Source organism: Rhodococcus sp. NPDC059234, from assembly GCF_042754225.1.
Lineage (GTDB): Bacteria > Actinomycetota > Actinomycetes > Mycobacteriales > Mycobacteriaceae > Rhodococcus_G.
This window is the reverse complement of record NZ_JBHZAH010000012.1, coordinates 14765-29079: the sequence shown is the minus strand read 5'-3', so window position 1 is coordinate 29079 and position 14315 is coordinate 14765. Positions and strand designations below refer to the sequence as shown.

Genomic DNA, 14315 nt, shown 5'->3' with positions numbered 1-14315 from the left:
CCGTCCTCGGTGGTTTGCCGCCGACCGAACACCGAGGATGGCACTATCGGCACATGCGATCGGAAGCACTGTGACGGCGCGTCTGTGGCTCGACGACCTCGTGGTCGGCACCACCTACCGCACCGATACCCAGGAAATGACTGCCGCGGACATCATCGCCTTCGCCCGACAGTTCGATCCGCAACCGTTTCATCTGGGCGAAGAGACGGCTGCGTCGACATTCTTCGGCGCACTGGCCGCCAGTGGATGGCACACCGCCGCCGTCACGATGCGCCTGCTCGTCACCAGCGGGCTGCCCTTCGCGAACGGAATCATCGGGGCCGGCGTCGATCTGACGTGGCCGTCGCCCACCCGACCCGGCGACCTGTTGCACGTCGTTGTGACCATCACCGACATCAAGGTCTCCGGCCGTGATCCGAACCGCGGCATCGTCACCGCCGAACAAGACACGATCAACCAGTTCGGCGATGTCCGACAGCACGCCACGTCCAAACTCCTCGTCTTCAGAAAGGCTGTGGGCCAGTAACTTCGAGTTGCTCGGAGTTGTTCAGTAGTCTCGGTCGCGGTCGAAGTCGATGTGAGCGGCGACGAACGCCTCGGCGAGCTGCCCGTGAATCCTCCGGTACGGTCCTCCCGCTGTGAAAACCACCACGGACGGCTTAGTCTTGTTCTGCGCCAACATTGCGGATCACCATGCAAATCCGGGGCGCGCATGCGGGTCGTCCGTTGCGACGGGCCTGGCCGTCTACGCGCCGGCAGAGACTCTGGAAGGAAGGCCATGAAGATCGTCGTGATCGGTGGCACCGGGATGCTGGGGTCGAAAGTGGTTGACAAACTGAGGGACCACGGCGACGTAGCGGTGGCAGCGTCGCCCAATACCGGCGTCAACACGCTGACCGGGGAAGGCCTCGCCGAGGCTCTGGCCGGTGCCGACGTCGTCGTTGACGTGTCCAACTCGCCATCGTTCGAGGACGGTCCGGTGATGGAGTTCTTCACGACGTCGACCACCAACTTGGAGGCCGCCGCGGCGGCGGCGGGCGTTGGGCACTACGTCGCGGTGTCGATCGTCGGTGCGGACCAGCTACCCCTGAGTGGATACCTGAGGGCGAAGGTCGCGCAGGAGAAGCTCATCGAGGAGGCCGAGATTCCCTACTCGATCGTGCGCTCCACCCAGTTCGCCGAGTTCACCGACAGGATCACGGCGTCGATGACTGTCGGCGACGAAGTGCACGTACCGGACGCGCTGATCCAGCCCATCGCCGTGGACGAACTCGCGGCCAACGTCGCCGCTGTGGCAGAAGGCGAACCACTGGGTGGCATCGAGAACATCGGGGGGCCGGAGAAGATCTCGTTCGAGCAGATGGCCCGTGACGCCCTGGCCCGACAAGGCGAGGCCAAGACCGTTGTCGTCGACCCCGACGTTGGATACTTCGGGACTCCACTCACCCGAAACAGTCTGGTTACCGCCTAGGCAGACCCGGTCGGTCCGGTCGGCGCCGACGACCTGAACGCCGAACGGGGTGCAGGCCGAGACAAACCGGTTCCGGCACCTGATCGAGAACCTCCCCCACGAACAGCCGACCGCATACCGCGCCTCGGCAAGCGGCGACCACCGTCCCGGACACCGTCTACGCGACGGGCTCCCCGCATGCTGCACGCCCGCCTCGGGTTGGGGGAGAAAGTGATTCAGAGCCTCTCGACGATGGTGGCGTTTGCCAGTCCGCCCGCCTCGCACATCACCTGCAGGCCGTACCGGCCGTCGACCTGGTCGAGCACGTTGACCAGGCTGGTGGTGAGCCGGGCGCCGGAGGCCCCGAGCGGGTGGCCGATGGAGATGGCGCCGCCGTTGATGTTGACCTTGCTCAGGTCGGCGCCGGTCTCGGCCTGCCAGGCGAGCACCACCGAGGCGAAGGCCTCGTTCACCTCGAACGCGTCGATGTCGGCAAGGGTGAGCCCGGCGCGATCGAGCACCTTGCGGGTTGCCGGGATGATTCCGGTCAGCATCAGGATCGGGTCGTCCCCGGCCACGGCGAACGAGTGCACGCGGGCCCGCGGCCGCAACCCCAGCCGGGCCGCCGCCTGCTCGCTCGTGACGAGCACCGCGGCGGAGCCGTCGTTGACCGGTGAGCTGTTGCCCGCGGTCACCTTCCAGTCGAGGTCCGGGTAGCGCGCCGCCCACTCGTCGCTGTAGAACGCGGGGCGAAGCCCAGCGAGCACGTCGGTCGTCGTGCCGGGCCGGATCGTCTCGTCTGTTCGCAGGTCGTTCACGTAGGTGAGTTGACTGTCGAGCAGGCCGTCCTTCCAGGCGTGCGCGGCGCGTTCGTGCGACATCGCGGAGTACTCGTCGAGTTGGGTGCGCGTGAGGTTCCACTTGCGCGCGATGAGTTCGGCACTGATTCCCTGCGGCACCAGAGCATCGCCGTACCGGGCCTTGACCTGCGAGCCGCGGAAGTCCTTTCCGACGGTCTGGCTGCCGATCGGGATCCGGCTCATCGACTCGACGCCCGACGCGACCGCGACGTCGTACGCCCCCGCGATCACACCCTGGGCGGCGAAGTGCAGCGCCTGCTGACTGCTTCCGCATTGCCGGTCCACGGTCACGCCGGGCACCGTCTCCGGGTACCCGGCGGCCAGGAGCGCCCACCGTGCGGTGTTGCCGGACTGCTCGCCGATCTGGCCCACGGCGCCGCTGATGACGTCGTCGATCCGAGCGGCGTCGATACCGGTGCGGTCGACGACCGCCCGTAGCGACGCCGCGTGCAGATCCACCGGATGGATCTCGGCATACGCACCGCCGGGCTTGCCCTTGGCGAGTGGGGTGCGAACGGCATCCACGATGACTGCTGAGTTCATGACAGTTCTCCCTTTCAGTTGGCCCTGATCGCACCGGTGGTGTGGGTGGACAGGTTCGAACGCACTCGCCGTGTCACTTCGTCGGTGAGGGCCTCGTCGGCGCCCGCGTCCAGGGCGTCGAGGATGCGCTCGACGATGTCGCGTGGATCCGATTTCGGGACGTCGAGGCCGGTTGTCATCGGCGTGTCGGCGTAGCCCAGGTGGGCTCCGAGCACGTGCGTCCCCTGGCCGGCGAGCTCGAGCCGTAACGCGTTGGTCAGTCCCCACAGCGCCGCCTTGGACGGGCTGTACGCGCCGGGGACTGCCAGCCAGCTCAGCACCGAGTGCACGTTCACGATCGCGCCACCACCTGCTGCGGCCAGCGTCGGCGCGAGCGCACGAGCGACCTGCAACGGGCCGAACACGTTTGTCTCGAACGTGTCCCGGATCTCCGTGATCGGCGCGAACAACAACGACCCGGCGCCGATCACGCCCGCGTTGTTGACGAGCACCGTCACGTCCGCCGCCGACTCGGCCGCCGCGCCGATCGAATCCGAGTCGGTCACATCGAGGCGGAGCGGAACGACGCGGCCGTCGGACCAGTCCAGGTCCCTGCGGGCGGCGGCGTACACCTTCCTCGCGCCGCGCTCGAGGAACTGCCGCACGAACTCTCGCCCCAGGCCGCCGTTGGCGCCGGTGACCAGGGCCACGCTTCCTTCGATCTGCATCGGATGCTCCCATCTGGATCAGGCCTTCGAAGGACGTAACACCGCCCACACCCTGACTATGCCTTAATATAGTCAGGAAGCAGTGTGAGGTGAACCACAGACGACCTGGGGCGCCGGCGAGCGCTTCGGCGCCCGGCGACCGAACCGTCACCGTCGACTCCCGGCTGGGTACCGGTTTCCGCCACCGGCATGTCACAAACCAAACAGTCTGTCCCACATCCGTTTTCATACCGACCCCGGATGGACTGTGTTGACAACCGTCGCCTGCCCGACACTCTCGGTTCGGCGGCTGTTACCCGACGGCGCCGACGCTGTCTCTGGACCTACCGAAGGCCCGGATCGATCCACCTCCCGACGTTCGACTCCGATGCGCACACGCGCACCGTAACCGTCCTCACGAGAGGCACGACATGGCCCTGGACACGAAACCTCCACTGCGCCGGACTATTTCCCGGACCCGAACCGCAACGCTCCTCACCCTGGTCGCCGTCACATTCGGCCTCGGCACGGGCACCGCCGATGCCGAGGTGATCCACATCGCCGACAACTCGGCCGCCAAGACCACCGTTCTCGGCACGAACCTGAAGATCGTGCAGTCCGGCCAATGGCTCAACGACGTGATCCCGCTCAACGGCACCCCCTTCGACAAGGACGTCTTCTTCGGCGGTAACACCGCCGTCACTTCCGCGGGCGGCGCCCCGATCACCGCCGGCACCCTCGACGTCGGCGTCGAGGTCGGCTACCTGCTCGATGTCTCCAACGGCGTGTCCCTCGGCGGCAAGATCGGCATCACGCCCCAGCAGGCGCTCGGTATCCCGGTCGGCGGCCTGCCGACGCTGACCATGTCGGTGCAGACCCCGCTCGAGGGCAACTGGGTCGTACCGATCCGCCCGGGCCAGATCGTGGCCATCTCGCTGGACAAGAAGACGATGACCAGCGGCAACGGCAACGTCAACCTCGACAACATCCACCTCCAGCTCAACGGCGCCGCGGGGCCGGTGTCACTGCGCACGTACTCGCAGTGGACCGCCTCGACCAAGGAAACCGACGATTCCTTCGCCGCCTACGGACCCCCAGTCACCATCTAGGAGAACCCATGTCGCTCGACGCCCTGCACTTCGTGGTGAAGACGCCCACCACCAGCCTGCTCGACGCCATCGTCCAATCCGTCCAGTGGATCACCGGATCCTCCACCCAGACCGTCTGACCTCGCACGACTCCCCCGACCCCGCAGCATGTGGCGGGCCGCCATGGATCCGTCGCGCGACCAGCTGAGTACGGTGCGTGAATCCGTCCGCGTCGCTGTTCCCCATCTCCGCTCCCGCGAAGGTGGGGAACAGCGGGAGCGGGCGCCCGGGCCAGCCGCCCGTGGACGGGACACGGCACCACGGCGCTCCCCATCTGGAACTGGACGGTCGACTAATTGACGCAGGATCGGCCTCGTTCCACACTGCCCTATGCCCTCGGACGACGAACAGCGTCACATCGAGTTCGTGATCGAACGTCTCGCGCGCAAACACCCCGAGGTACCGACGCCAACAGTCCGCGCAATCGTCGCCGCGGCACACGCTCACTTCGCCGGCCGCCGCGTTCGCGACTTCGTCCCGCTACTCGTCGAGCGCAAAGCGGAAGCTGAGCTGAGCCGCACCGGTACACCTGACGCCGCGGTCGGCGCTGCCATCACGAATGCGAACACTGAAGTTCCCGAGCTTGCCGACCCGCGAACTCGAGGCGCCACAGGTCGCCATCGACGGCGCTGACACAGCTGTGACGGATGGCCGCGGTGTCTGACTCTCGGTGACGCGTCGGGACCGCCGTCCGTGTCGTCGGATTCGACGCGAACGAGGTCGCCGAGCAAGTGACAGACCTGGAGAGCGATTCCACGCAGACTGCCCCTCGACCTCCGAGTCGGATTGGTCGACAGTGGATACATGCGGGGAATCGCCTTCGACGAGCCGGGGCCTCCCGGGGTGCTGACGTGGCGGGAGCTGACCCTCGCGGAGCCCTCGCCGACCGACGTCGTGATCGATGTCCGAGCCGCCGGGATCACCAACATCGACCTTCTCGAACGCGAAGGCCACTACCCGGTCCACGGTGGCGGGCCCCATGTCCTCGGCCTCGAATGCGCGGGCACGATCCGGCGGGTCGGTGAGCGAGTGACCGGCTGGTCGAAAGGCGACCGGGTGTGCGCGCTGCTCGGCGGCGGTGGGTACGCGGAACTGGCCGTGGCGCCCGCACGACAGCTGCTTCCAGTCCCGGACCGCCTCGACTTTTCCGAGGCCGCGGCGCTGCCCGACGCAGCGTGCACCGCGTACGCGAACCTGACGCTGAAGGCCCACCTGCGCTCGGGACAGTGGGTCCTCGTGCACGGCGGCGGCAGCGGTGTCGGGACCATGGCCGTCCAATGGGCCAAGGCCTCCGGAGCCCACGTGATCACCACGGTCGGCGGCCACGCCAAGCTCGATCCGGTCCTGCGGCTCGGCGCCGACGTGGCCGTCGACTACCGCACCGACGACTTCGTCGCGCGGACGCTCGGCGTCACCGGTGGCCGTGGCGTCGACGCCATCCTCGACGTCGTAGGCGGGCCGTATCTGCACGAGAACATCGAATGTCTCGGACACGACGGACATCTCGTCGTCATCGGCGGAACCCTCGGACCCACCGAGGTCGATCTCGGCCTGCTGTTCAACAAGCGCGCCAGCATCGCGATGACCTCACTTCGGTCCCGCCCGCCCGACCAGAAGGCCGCCGTCGTCGCGGCGGTCCGCAAGCACATATGGCCCCTCATCGCGCGCGGGGTGATCGCGCCCGTCATCGACACCGCGCTGCCCATGCCGTTGGCCGCCGAAGCACACGAACTGCTGTACGGGGGAAGAACATTCGGCAAGGTCGTCCTCACCGTCACCTGAACGGCACCGCCAACCGACACGTCCGGCCACCGCTGCCGTCACCCGTCCCACTACTTCGGCTACGCCTCGTCGGTGAGTTCCCGTGGAACGGCAACGGCGTCGACCAGGGCCCCGTTGCGCCACACGGTGACCTCGATACGCCTGCCTATCGTGCCCTCGACCATGAGGGCTTGGATGTCGGTTGCGGTGGCGACGGGGTCTCCGCCGATCGCGACGAGGATGTCCCCGGCGCGAAGTCCAGCCGTCGCGGCGGCACTTCCGGGCACGACCTGCGCCACCTGGACGCCGCGCTTGCGGCCCAGCTTGGCGGCGAGTTCCGGCCGCAGGGGAACCTGCGTCCCGGCGATCCCGAGCCACCCGCGACGTACGCGTCCGGTACGCATCAGCGAGGCGATGATCCGTTCGGTTGTCGCGTTGATCGGGACCGCCAGACCGACGCCGACACCGGCGACGGCAGTGTTCACACCGACCAGGCGACCGGCGCTGTCGGCGAGAGCGCCGCCACTGTTGCCGGGGTTCAGGGCCGCATCGGTCTGGATGACCTCGTCGATGACCCGGCCGGACCGGGTCGGCAGCGACCGACCCAGCGCGGAGACGACACCGGCGGTGACGCTGCCTGCGAGGCCGAGCGGACTGCCGACTGCAACGACCAGCTGACCGACCTGCAGCTGGGCCGCGTCGCCTCGGGCCAGCGCCGGCGGCACGTCACCCCTGGCCCTCAACACCGCAAGATCCGACAGGGTGTCCCGGCCGGTGACGTCCGCGACCACCTCGCCGCCGTCGGAGAAGGTCACGTCGACCCGCTTCGCGCCGTCGACGACGTGGGCACTGGTCAGGATGAAGCCGTCAGGGGTGAGCACCGACCCGCTGCCGCCCCCTGTTCCCCGTCGGGTCTGGACCTGCACGCTGACGACGCTCGGGAGCACGCGCTCCGCGACCCGGATCACGGCTTCGGAGAACGCGTCCAGAGGCCCCAAATCCTCGCTCATGCACTGATCAACCCATCCGGCGAGGTGGCCGATACCGCCGTTCGCGCAGAGCCGAAACCAACCTGACAGCCGCAGGGAATGGGCTGCCGTCGGACGCCTCACTCCCCCGGCTTCTCCGCCACCACGAAGGTGCGGAGGAACGGGAAGACGGTCCCGAACGCACCGCGTGGATAGGCCCGCCGCAGGAGGGCGCCGTACTCGGCCTCGAAGTCCGCCGCCTCGGCGGCGGACAGCCGATCGAGGACCGGCCGCAGTCCGGTGCCGCGAACCCACTCGAGGACGGGATCCGGCCCCGGCAGCAGCTGCTGATACTCGGTCCGCCACGCCGCGACCCGCAGTCCCGCGCCCAGCAGCAACTCGAGGTACTCCGCCGGTTCGGCCACAGTGCTGTCGTGGCGCAGCACCCCGCCGAGCCGGTCGTGCCATCGCGGCGACTCGGCGACCTCGCGCATCAGCCGGTGCGAGGGCGAGCCGAAGTTCGCGGGCACCTGGAAGGCGATCCAGCCGCCGGGCTCGAGCTCGCCCGCCCACCTCACCAGCAATTCGCGGTGCGTCGGCACCCATTGCAGCAGTGCGTTGCCGACCAGAACGTCGACGCCCACGGCCGAGAAGTCCTCGGCGTCGCCGAGTGCGAACTCGACGCGGCCACCGGCGTGGCCGACAGCCTCGGCGATCATTTCCCGCGACGAGTCGACACCGAGCACCGCGGCGGTGGGCCACCGCTCGGCCAGCGTCGCGGTCAACGTGCCCGGCCCGCAGCCGAGGTCGACCACCCGGCGAGGGTTGACGGCCCCGACCTGACCGACCAGATCGAAGAACGGCCGCCGTCGCTCCGCCCCGAACAGTGAGTACTGCGCCGGATCCCAGTGCACCGCACCCGCCGCACCCGCCGCACCCGGCGAGCCCGCTCGGTCCGGGGTGGGGCGGTCGGCGCTAATGGACGTGGTCCTGCCAGTCGGACGGCACCCGGCCGGCGGGGCCCGGCACCGGCTGCTCGACCGGGTGGTGCCGCGGCGGAGCCAGGGCGGGACCCTCGTACATCTGCTCGGTCCGGTAGTCGAAGAACCAGTCCTCGCCGGGCTCGAAGCTCTGGATGAACGGGTGCCCGGTCGCCGCCGCGTGCGCGCTCGCGTGCTGCGCGGGCGAGGTGTCGCAGCACCCGATGTGACCGCACTGCGCGCATCGGCGCAGGTGCACCCACCAGCCCCCGGCCGAGTCGCACTCGGCGCACCCCGGCCCGCTCGGCGCCACCTCCGGATCGATTCCGTCGATCTCAGGCATCGTTGTCTCCTTCCGGCACGGTCAACGGGATGCGGACGACGAACTCGGTGTGCCCCGGCTGCGACTCCACACGGATGTCGCCGTGGTGCTTGTCGACGATCCGCCACGAGATGTCGAGTCCGAGCCCCGTACCCTCCCCGACCGCCTTGGTGGTGAAGAACGGCTCGAAGATGCGACTGCGGATCTCCTCGGGAATGCCCGTACCCGTGTCTGCGATCGACACGGCCAGGCGGTCGCCGTCCCGGTAGGTGCGGACGGTGAGCGTGCCGCCGCCGGCCATGGCGCCCACCGCGTTGTCGATGAGGTTGGTCCAGACCTGGTTGAGTTCGGCCGCATACACCGGCACGCGGGGCAGGGCGCGGTCGTAGTTCCTGACGACCTCGACGCCGCCGATCTTGCCGGCCAGCATCACCAGCGTGCTGTCGAGCAGTTCGTGCACGTCCGAGACCTGGAACGGCGCACGGTCCAACTGGGAGTACTGCTTTGCGGCGCCGACGAGCGCGGTGATCCGGGCTGTGGAGTCCGAGATCTCGTTCATCAGCAACTCGGTCTCGATGGTGTAGTTGAGCCAGGCGACGGCGCCGGCGAGGATCGGTGGCTCGACCGCGGCAGCGACCCCCTCGAGCCAGTCGACGTCGAGGCCGGCCTGCACGAAGTTCGGCGCGAGGTTCCATCCGTCCGCGATGCCGTGGCCCTCGAGCCACCCGCCGAGTGCGTCCTCCCGGTCCGCTTCTTCCATCGGGCTCAGCGTGGGCGCCTTCGCGATCAGCTCGACGGCCTCCTCCTGGATCCCGATCAGCGCCTGGAGGGTCGCGGGTTCGTAGGTGCCCGAGGCGATCATCCCCAGCTTGTGGCGCATCCCCGCGACGCGGTCCCGCAGGGAGGACGTCGCCCGGACCGCCGCCGCGGCCGGATTGTTCAGCTCGTGTGTCAGCCCGGCGGACAGGGAACCGAGCGCGAGCAACCGTTCCCGCTGGTCGAGGATCTCGCGGGAGTTCTGATTACCGAAGAACAGCCCTTCGAGAAGGTGCAGCGCCATCGGGAACCATTCCGCCATGAAGCGGGCGAAGTCGCTCGCGTCCAGGACGAAGAAGGTGGAGCGCTCGGGCACGGCCATCGAGCCGTTGTAGATCTGCGGGATACGGTCGCCCATGTACGCGTTCCACGCACCGGCGTACGCGCCTCGGTGGGAGGTACGAACCATCTCCACGTCCCGTCCACCCGAGAGCTTGGTGAGCACCACCGACCCCTCGATGAGCACGTAGAAGCAGGTCGCCTGGTCCCCCTCGCGGTACACCGGCCCCGGCTCGATCACCTCGACCCGTCCCGCACGGCACAGTTGCGCGAGCTGATCGTCGTCGAGCTTCTCGAAGAGGAACAGCGTCCGCAGTTCCTCTACCGTGCACACGGGCCGGGCGTTCACGACTTGGCCAGGTATCGGTGCACGAGCATCACGGCCATCGCTCCCTCTCCCACCGCCGACGCCACCCGCTTCGCCGAGTCGGAGCGCACGTCCCCGGCCGCGAAGACCCCGGGCACGCTGGTCTCGAGGTGTTGCGGCAGGCGGTCGAGTTCCCAGCCCCGCGGCCGTTTACCGTCGACCACGAGATCGGGGCCCGAGACGACGTACCCGTGGTCGTCGCGCACCACGACGCCGTCGAGCCAGTCGGTGCGCGGCGCGGCCCCGATGAACAGGAAGAGCCACTGCGCGTCGACGGTCTCGGTTCGACCAGTGGTGTTGTCGCGCAAGATGATCCGATCCAGATGGTCGTCGCCTTCGACTCCCACCACCTCCGAGCACGCCCGAACCGAGATCCTCGGGTCCTGCCGGATCTGCTGGATCAGGTAGTGCGACATGGAGTCGTCCAGCGAACGGGCGCGCACCACGACGGTCACCGAGCGGGCGCCCCTGGCGAGGTAGACCGCCGCCTGGCCCGCCGAGTTCGCCCCGCCGACGATGTACACGTCCTGCCCACTGCACCGCGCGGCCTCCGTCACCGCGGAGCCGTAATACACACCGCGCCCGGTGAACTCGTCCAACCCGGGTGCCGACAACTGCCGATAGGACACCCCGGTCGCCAGGATCACGGTGTGCGCGTCCAGCGACGCCCCGTCGGCGAACCGGACGGTCCGCGCGGACCCGTTCACCTCCAGGGCGACGACGTCACGCGTGGTGATCACCTCGGCGCCGAACTTGGCCGCCTGCCGACGGGCCCGGTCGGCGAGCTGCGCCCCCGACAATCCGTCCGGAAAGCCCAGGTAATTCTCGATTCGGGAACTCTGCCCGGCCTGGCCGCCGGTGGCGGTGCGCTCGATCAGCACGGTGCGCAGGCCCTCCGACGCGCCGTAGACCGCCGCGCCCAGTCCTGCCGGGCCGCCGCCGATCACGACGAGGTCGTAGAAGTCCGACGACGGGGTGGTGGCCAGTCCGACGTGGTCCGCCAGTTCCGCATCGGTCGGCTCGACGAGCGGCGTGCCGTCGGACGTGATCACCACCGGCAGCCGCATGCCGTCGGAGCCCGCGGCCTCGAGCAACCGCTGCCCTTCCGGTTCGTCGGACATGTACCACCGGTACGGGAGCTGGTTGCGGGCCAGGAACTCGCGCACTTCCGCGGACCGTGCCGACCACCGGTGCCCGACCACCTTGGTCTCCGTCACCGGCCTCCGGTCGGAGGTCAGCCACGCCTCGAGCAGGGCGTCGACCACCGGGTAGAGCTTCTCCTCGGGCGGATCCCACGGCTTGAGCAGGTAGTGGTCGAGGTCCACGACGTTGATCGCGTCGATCGCGGCGTCGGTGTCGGCGTACGCGGTGAGCAGCACCCGCTTCGCGGCGGGGTACAGGTCCATGCCCTGCTCGAGGAACTCGATACCGCTCATGGCCGGCATCCGGTAGTCGGCGAGGAGCACAGCGACGGGGTCACCGCGCAGCTTCATCTCCTTGAGCGCGGCCAGGGCCTCGTCGCCGGACTGCGCCCGGATGATCCGGTACTTCTCGCCGTACCGTCGGCGCAGGTCCCTGACGATGGCGCGGGAGACGCTCGGATCGTCGTCGACGCTGAGAATTGCGGGCTGTGCCATCCCTCTCCCATCCGGAGCGCCACTGAGCCTCCGGTTCGAGTATGCCTCGATGGTCAGGCGCGTGCCCCTTCCCGACGCCGCGCGAGACGCTCGACGATTCCGGTCCGACCGGCGTACCGCGACGCGACGAAGGGCTCGATCGGGGTGCCACGATTGACGGTGCCGGCTTCCACCGGGTCACGACACGAGCGCGTGGTCGACGTGGACGGCGCCAGCCGATGGTCGAAGTTGTGCTGCGGGAACAACATCGATGCACGGTCGCAGTTGGGTGATCACCACTGAGATGCCTGCGTCGAACTGGATCGAGTTGCACACGGCAGCGCCGGTGGAGCTGGGTTGGTGGGCGGCCGCTGTCAGGCGCCACATCCGACGCGGCTGCTGACGATTCTCGACACGCAGCCCCCGCCTACCCGGGACGACGCGGCCGACACCGTGATCACGAGGGCGTGTAGGTCTGTTTCCCGCCGAACTGGGCCGAGACGCGGCAGGATGGGAGGCGATCCGCGAGCGAGGAGCACGCCGTGCGCATCAACCCCGAGACTCCGTCGCAAACTGGAGCGGTCGACGGCCGCGACGCGGTTCGTGCGGCCGTCGTGGTCGGCGCGCTCGGCGTCGTCTTCGGCGACATCGGCACCAGCCCGATCTACACCATTCAGACGGTGTTCAACCCGGACGACCCGCACCCCGTTCCGATCAGCACGGACAACGTGTACGGCGTCGTGTCCCTCGTTTTCTGGTCGGTGATGATCATCGTCACCCTGACCTACGTCTCGCTCGTCATGCGTGCCGACAACGACGGCGAGGGCGGCATCATGGCACTGATCACGCTCCTGCGGCGGCTGGGCGGGGCACGGCACCGTCGCGTCGCCGCGGTGCTGTCCGGGCTCGGCATCTTCGGCGCCGCGCTGTTCTTCGGCGACAGCATGATCACCCCCGCGATCTCGGTGCTCTCCGCCGTCGAAGGCGTGAAGGTCGTCGAGCCGCGGATGGGAGACTTCATCGTCCCGCTCACCGCGTTGATCATCGTGCTGCTCTTCGTCGTCCAACGCCGGGGCACGGCCGTGGTCGGGCGGTTCTTCGGGCCGGTGATGATCGTCTGGTTCGTCTCGATCGGCGCCTGCGGTGCGGCCGGAATCGCCCGGCACCCGGAGATCCTGAGGGCACTGTCGCCGACCTACGCGGTGAGTTTCGTGGTCGGGCACTTCGGGATTGCCTTCTTCGCGCTGGCCGCGGTCGTACTGGCGGTCACCGGCGCCGAAGCGCTCTACGCCGACATGGGCCACTTCGGTCGAAGGGTGATCACCCGCGGCTGGCTGATGCTCGTCCTGCCTGCCTGCGTTCTCAGCTACTTCGGGCAGGGTGCGCTCGTGCTCGGCGACGAGACCAAGGTGAGCAGTCCGTTCTTCCTGCTCCCTCCCGATTGGGCGCGCCTACCGATGGTGCTGCTGGCCACCGCGGCCACGGTGATCGCCTCCCAGGCCGTGATCACCGGCGCCTACTCGGTGGCGTCGCAGGCCGCCCAGCTCGGCTACCTGCCGAGACTGCGGGTGGCGCACACCTCGGAGTCGACGATCGGTCAGATCTACGTGCCCTGGATCAACTGGGTCCTGATGGTGTCGGTACTCACGCTGGTGTTCGCCTTCCGCAGCTCGGCGGCGTTGGCGTACGCGTTCGGCATGGCGGTGACGGCCACGATCTCGATCACCACGCTGCTGTTCTTCTACATCGCCCGGACCCGATGGCACACCCCGCTGTGGCTGGTGCTGATCGGCGCCGGGTTCTTGTTGACGGTTGACCTGATGTTCCTGGCGGCGAACCTGACCAAGTTGGTCCACGGGGCGTGGCTGCCGCTGCTGATCGGCGTCGCGGCGTTCACCGTGATGCTCACCTGGCAGCGCGGGCGCGGCATCGTCACCCTCGCGCGGGAGCGTGCGGAGGGGCCGCTGCGCGAGTTCGTCGACCAGCTCGACGAGCACCGGCCGCCGCTGCTGCGGGTCCCCGGCACCGCGGTGTTCCTCAACCGAGGCAACCAGACCGCGCCGCTGGCGATGCGGGCCAATGTCGAACACAACCGAGTACTGCACGACCACGTGGTGATCATGTCGATCGATACGCTGCCGGTCCCTCGGGTGCCGGACGAGGAGCGGACCGAGGTCGACGATCTCGGCCATGCCGAGGACGGGATCATCCACGTGACCGCGCACTTCGGGTACATGGAGAAGCCGAACGTGCCGGATGCGCTGCGCCTGCTCGACCCCGCGCAGACCGAGGGCCCGATCGCCATCGACGACGCCTCCTACTTCCTGTCGAAGATCGAACTGAAGAAGGGGACGGCGCCGACGATGGCGCCGTGGCGCAAACGTCTGTTCATCGCGACATCGCACATCACTGCCGATGCCGCCGAGTTCTTCGGTCTGCCAGGTGACCGGACCGTGATCATCGGTTCGAGGATCGACGTGTAGGCGGCCGCACGGCACCCAATTGCGACCGACCGGACC

14 protein-coding genes are annotated in these 14315 nt (G+C 68.5%); 6 read left to right on the top strand and 8 right to left on the bottom strand.

Going from position 1 to position 14315, the window contains the following annotated elements; genetic code table 11:
- Positions 1 to 70 precede the first annotated feature (70 nt).
- Together ACFXGJ_RS04530 and ACFXGJ_RS04525 are read left to right on the top strand one after the other, a co-directional pair.
- Positions 71 to 526, top strand: coding sequence for a MaoC family dehydratase (locus ACFXGJ_RS04530; protein WP_378616915.1), 456 nt, complete (start codon positions 71 to 73; stop codon positions 524 to 526).
- Positions 527 to 778: 252 nt separating this feature from the next.
- The gene (locus ACFXGJ_RS04525) at positions 779 to 1471 is read left to right on the top strand and encodes an SDR family oxidoreductase (protein WP_378616983.1); all 693 of its coding nucleotides are present in this window, start codon (positions 779 to 781) and stop codon (positions 1469 to 1471) included.
- Positions 1472 to 1686: 215 nt separating this feature from the next.
- Here the strand turns inward: ACFXGJ_RS04525 and ACFXGJ_RS04520 are convergent, their stop codons facing one another.
- Both ACFXGJ_RS04520 and ACFXGJ_RS04515 read right to left on the bottom strand, forming a co-directional pair.
- Positions 1687 to 2853: a thiolase family protein gene (locus ACFXGJ_RS04520; protein WP_378616913.1), complete on the bottom strand. Its 1167-nt coding sequence runs from the start codon at positions 2851 to 2853 to the stop codon at positions 1687 to 1689.
- A 14-nt stretch (positions 2854 to 2867) separates the two neighbouring features.
- A complete protein-coding gene (locus ACFXGJ_RS04515) occupies positions 2868 to 3560 on the bottom strand; it encodes an SDR family oxidoreductase (protein WP_378616911.1) in 693 nt (230 codons plus the stop codon).
- 410 nt (positions 3561 to 3970) lie between these two features.
- On the opposite strand from ACFXGJ_RS04515, the gene ACFXGJ_RS04510 reads away from it, so the two are divergent.
- The 3 genes from ACFXGJ_RS04510 to ACFXGJ_RS04500 all read left to right on the top strand — a co-directional run bounded on the left by ACFXGJ_RS04510 (position 3971) and on the right by ACFXGJ_RS04500 (position 6469).
- On the top strand, positions 3971 to 4648 hold the full coding sequence (locus tag ACFXGJ_RS04510) for an MspA family porin (protein ID WP_378616909.1): 678 nt from the start codon (positions 3971 to 3973) through the stop codon (positions 4646 to 4648).
- A gap of 369 nt (positions 4649 to 5017) precedes the next feature.
- Positions 5018 to 5320 carry a three-helix bundle dimerization domain-containing protein gene (locus ACFXGJ_RS04505; protein WP_378616907.1) on the top strand — a complete coding sequence of 101 codons (303 nt, stop codon included), beginning with the start codon at positions 5018 to 5020 and terminating at the stop codon, positions 5318 to 5320.
- Positions 5321 to 5491: 171 nt separating this feature from the next.
- Positions 5492 to 6469 (top strand): NAD(P)H-quinone oxidoreductase, encoded by a 978-nt coding sequence (locus tag ACFXGJ_RS04500; protein ID WP_378616905.1) that lies wholly within the window; start codon positions 5492 to 5494, stop codon positions 6467 to 6469.
- 59 nt (positions 6470 to 6528) lie between these two features.
- On the opposite strand, the gene ACFXGJ_RS04495 is transcribed toward ACFXGJ_RS04500, so the two are convergent.
- The 6 genes from ACFXGJ_RS04495 to ACFXGJ_RS04470 form a co-directional block, all read right to left on the bottom strand.
- Positions 6529 to 7458, bottom strand: a complete 930-nt coding sequence (locus ACFXGJ_RS04495) for a S1C family serine protease (RefSeq protein ID WP_378616903.1) — start codon at positions 7456 to 7458, stop codon at positions 6529 to 6531.
- Positions 7459 to 7556: 98 nt separating this feature from the next.
- Complete coding sequence (locus ACFXGJ_RS04490; protein ID WP_378616901.1) at positions 7557 to 8330, bottom strand: methyltransferase domain-containing protein; 774 nt, start codon at positions 8328 to 8330, stop codon at positions 7557 to 7559.
- Between the two features lie 61 nt (positions 8331 to 8391).
- Entirely contained in the window at positions 8392 to 8739 is a 348-nt protein-coding gene (locus ACFXGJ_RS04485) for a UBP-type zinc finger domain-containing protein (RefSeq protein WP_378616899.1), read from the bottom strand.
- Positions 8732 to 10162 carry an ATP-binding protein gene (locus ACFXGJ_RS04480; RefSeq protein ID WP_378616897.1) on the bottom strand — a complete coding sequence of 477 codons (1431 nt, stop codon included), beginning with the start codon at positions 10160 to 10162 and terminating at the stop codon, positions 8732 to 8734. The genes ACFXGJ_RS04485 and ACFXGJ_RS04480 overlap by 8 nt, the downstream gene beginning before the upstream one ends.
- Positions 10159 to 11817, bottom strand: coding sequence for an FAD-dependent oxidoreductase (locus tag ACFXGJ_RS04475; RefSeq protein WP_378616895.1), 1659 nt, complete (start codon positions 11815 to 11817; stop codon positions 10159 to 10161). The genes ACFXGJ_RS04480 and ACFXGJ_RS04475 overlap by 4 nt, the downstream gene beginning before the upstream one ends.
- Positions 11818 to 11870: 53 nt before the next feature.
- On the bottom strand, positions 11871 to 12065 hold the full coding sequence (locus ACFXGJ_RS04470) for a hypothetical protein (protein ID WP_378616893.1): 195 nt from the start codon (positions 12063 to 12065) through the stop codon (positions 11871 to 11873).
- A gap of 273 nt (positions 12066 to 12338) precedes the next feature.
- Between ACFXGJ_RS04470 and ACFXGJ_RS04465 the strand changes: the two genes are divergently transcribed.
- Entirely contained in the window at positions 12339 to 14279 is a 1941-nt protein-coding gene (locus ACFXGJ_RS04465) for a potassium transporter Kup (RefSeq protein ID WP_378616891.1), read from the top strand.
- Positions 14280 to 14315 lie beyond the last annotated feature (36 nt).

Bases quoted from the DNA above. Each gene is read 5' to 3' on its own strand.
- ACFXGJ_RS04525 (WP_378616983.1), top strand. From the start codon at position 779: ATGAAGATCGTCGTGATCGGTGGCACCGGGATGCTGGGGTCGAAAGTG.
- ACFXGJ_RS04520 (WP_378616913.1), bottom strand. From the start codon at position 2,853: ATGAACTCAGCAGTCATCGTGGATGCCGTTCGCACCCCACTCGCCAAG.
- ACFXGJ_RS04515 (WP_378616911.1), bottom strand. From the start codon at position 3,560: ATGCAGATCGAAGGAAGCGTGGCCCTGGTCACCGGCGCCAACGGCGGC.
- ACFXGJ_RS04510 (WP_378616909.1), top strand. From the start codon at position 3,971: ATGGCCCTGGACACGAAACCTCCACTGCGCCGGACTATTTCCCGGACC.
- ACFXGJ_RS04505 (WP_378616907.1), top strand. From the start codon at position 5,018: ATGCCCTCGGACGACGAACAGCGTCACATCGAGTTCGTGATCGAACGT.
- ACFXGJ_RS04500 (WP_378616905.1), top strand. From the start codon at position 5,492: ATGCGGGGAATCGCCTTCGACGAGCCGGGGCCTCCCGGGGTGCTGACG.
- ACFXGJ_RS04495 (WP_378616903.1), bottom strand. From the start codon at position 7,458: ATGAGCGAGGATTTGGGGCCTCTGGACGCGTTCTCCGAAGCCGTGATC.
- ACFXGJ_RS04485 (WP_378616899.1), bottom strand. From the start codon at position 8,739: ATGCCTGAGATCGACGGAATCGATCCGGAGGTGGCGCCGAGCGGGCCG.
- ACFXGJ_RS04475 (WP_378616895.1), bottom strand. From the start codon at position 11,817: ATGGCACAGCCCGCAATTCTCAGCGTCGACGACGATCCGAGCGTCTCC.
- ACFXGJ_RS04470 (WP_378616893.1), bottom strand. From the start codon at position 12,065: ATGTTGTTCCCGCAGCACAACTTCGACCATCGGCTGGCGCCGTCCACG.